Below are 2,345 nucleotides of genomic sequence, written 5' to 3' on the forward strand. Positions count from 1 at the left end.
GGTGCTCGGCCTGCGCCGACCGCGCCAGCCCCAGCACCGCCGCCCCCACCAACTCGCGGCCATCATTCCCGGGACCGGTGTTGCCGGGATCGGTGTTGCCGGGGTCGGCGTTGTGCCCCACCGTGACCACGCCGGTGGTGAGCAGCACCAGCCGGGTCTCGGCCAGCCGCTCACTGGCCAGCCAGCTCCGCAGCACCTCCACCACCCGGTCCAGCTCCACACGCAACCGCGACAGCAGCTCACCATGCTCGTCGTTGGTGTCGTTGGTGTCGTTGGTGTCGTGGGTGTCGTTGGTGTCGTGGGTGTCGTGGGTGTCGTGGGCGGGAGCTCTCATGTCCAGGGACAGGATCACCGTCTCGGCCGTCGGCTCGCCTGCAGCCAGCGCCGTGTTCAATGCCGGTAGGTCGCGGTAGTGGCCCACGACAGTGCCGCCAGCCTCCTGCACCGCCGCCACCACATCACCAGAGGACGGGCCGACCACGATCACTTGGCCCGGTGTCGCGTCCGACACCGCCTCTGATGCTGCAACTGCTGGGTTGCCTGGTATGGGCAGCCATTGCAGCTGATGCAACCCCTCAACCGCAGGCCGCTCACCTGCCCGCAGCCCGCTGGTAGTCAGCCCGTCCGCCGGTAGAGGGCGTGAGATCAGACTCGTCACCACCGCCACCGGGGCACCGCTGCCATCGGCCATCCGGATACTGACACCACCACCGGCATCGGAGGCCGGTTGGACATGCACCCGCAACTGCCGGGCGCCGGAGGCCAGCAGTTCCACCCCGGTCCAAGCGAACGGCAACATCACCCCCGCCCCGCCAGGATTGTCGGCCCCGTTGGTTTGGTCGATGTGGGCGGGCAGACTGGTGGCATGCAAGGCGGCATCCAGCAACGCCGGATGAACCCCGAACCGGGCCGCATCCACACACTCCCGCTCGCCGAGCTCGACCTCGGCGAACACTTCTCCCTCGCGCACCCAGGCCCGCTTCAACCCCCGAAAAGCAGGCCCATACCCGTAACCCTCATCGGCCAGCTTCTGGTAGAAGCCCTCCACCTCCACCGCCCGCGCCCCCACCGGCGGCCACACGTCTAACGCGAAATCAACAGCCGCACCACCACTGCCGTCCACGCCCGCACCAACGCCCACACTGTCGCTTTCGATGTTCGTCGCGCTCGCGGCGTTCATCTCGCTCTGGACCATCACCGCGCTGGCGTGACGCCGCCACCCCTCGCCCAGCCCAGCGCCCGCACCCGTCCCTGTCCCCGTCCCTGTCCCCGTCCCTGCTCCTGCCGGTCGGGCGTAGACGTGCACCTCACGTCGCCCGTCCGCCCCCGCACCGGACACCCGCACCAGCACCTGGGCTGAGGTGTCGGCGTCCAGCACCAACGGCGCCTCCAACGTCAGCTCCTCAACCCGCGAACAGCCGACCCCGTCACCCGCCCGGATCACCAACTCCACGAACCCCGTACCAGGAAAAATCACCGACCCGCCGACAGCGTGATCGGCCAGCCACGGATGAGCAGCCAAAGACAACCGCCCCGTCAACACCAGCCCGCCCTGCTCCGGCACCTCCACCACCGCACCCAAGAACGGATGATCCGCACCCGCCAGCCCCAGCTGATCCGCACCCACCCCCACCGGAAGCTGATCCAGCCAGTAACGGCGACGCTGGAAAGCGTAGGTAGGCAACTCCACACACCCCGCCCCCGCCCCCGCGCCCGCGCCCATCCCGCCCGAGCCCGTCCCCGCGCCCGCACGCGTCCCCGTCCCCGCCGCCGCCTCCGTGTCCGTGTCCGGCTGCTCGGCCAGGACAGAACGCCAGGAGACAGGCAGCCCGCCCACGAACGCCTCGCTCATCGAGCGTATGAACCGGTCCGGGCCGCCCTCACCACGACGCAGCGTCCCCACCACCACACCGGGAACATGAGCGTCATCCAGAATGTCCTGCACCGCCATCGTCAGCACCGGATGCGCGCCCACCTCGACGAAGCCGGTCACCCCATCGGCCAGCAACGCCCGGACCGCCTCCTGGAAACGCACCATGCAACGAGCGTTGGAAAACCAGTACCCGGCATCCATCCCCTCACCGGCCTGCACCCCACCCGTGACCGTCGAATACACCGCCACCCGGCCCGCCCGCGCACTGACCGGCCCGAGCATCTCCAACAGCTCCCCGGCCAGCGGATCCACCATCGCCGAATGCGAGGCGACCGTCGCCTCCAGCACCCGCGCCCGCACCCCACGCGCCCGCCACCGCGCCACCACCTCCCGCACCGCCTCCACCGGCCCCGACACCGCACACGACGCCGGCCCGTTATCGGCCCCCACCTCCACCAGCCCACCCCAGCCG

The 2,345-nt window shown here is 70.1% G+C and carries 1 protein-coding gene; it reads right to left on the reverse strand.

The window, feature by feature from the left end:
• A partial coding sequence (locus ABZ815_RS52690) for an acyltransferase domain-containing protein (RefSeq protein ID WP_357711117.1) occupies nt 1–2,329 on the reverse strand: 2,329 nt, incomplete at its 3' end.
• Nucleotides 2,330–2,345 lie beyond the last annotated feature (16 nt).

It is taken from the genome of Nonomuraea sp. NPDC047529 (assembly GCF_040642995.1).
Taxonomy (GTDB): Bacteria; Actinomycetota; Actinomycetes; order Streptosporangiales; family Streptosporangiaceae; genus Nonomuraea.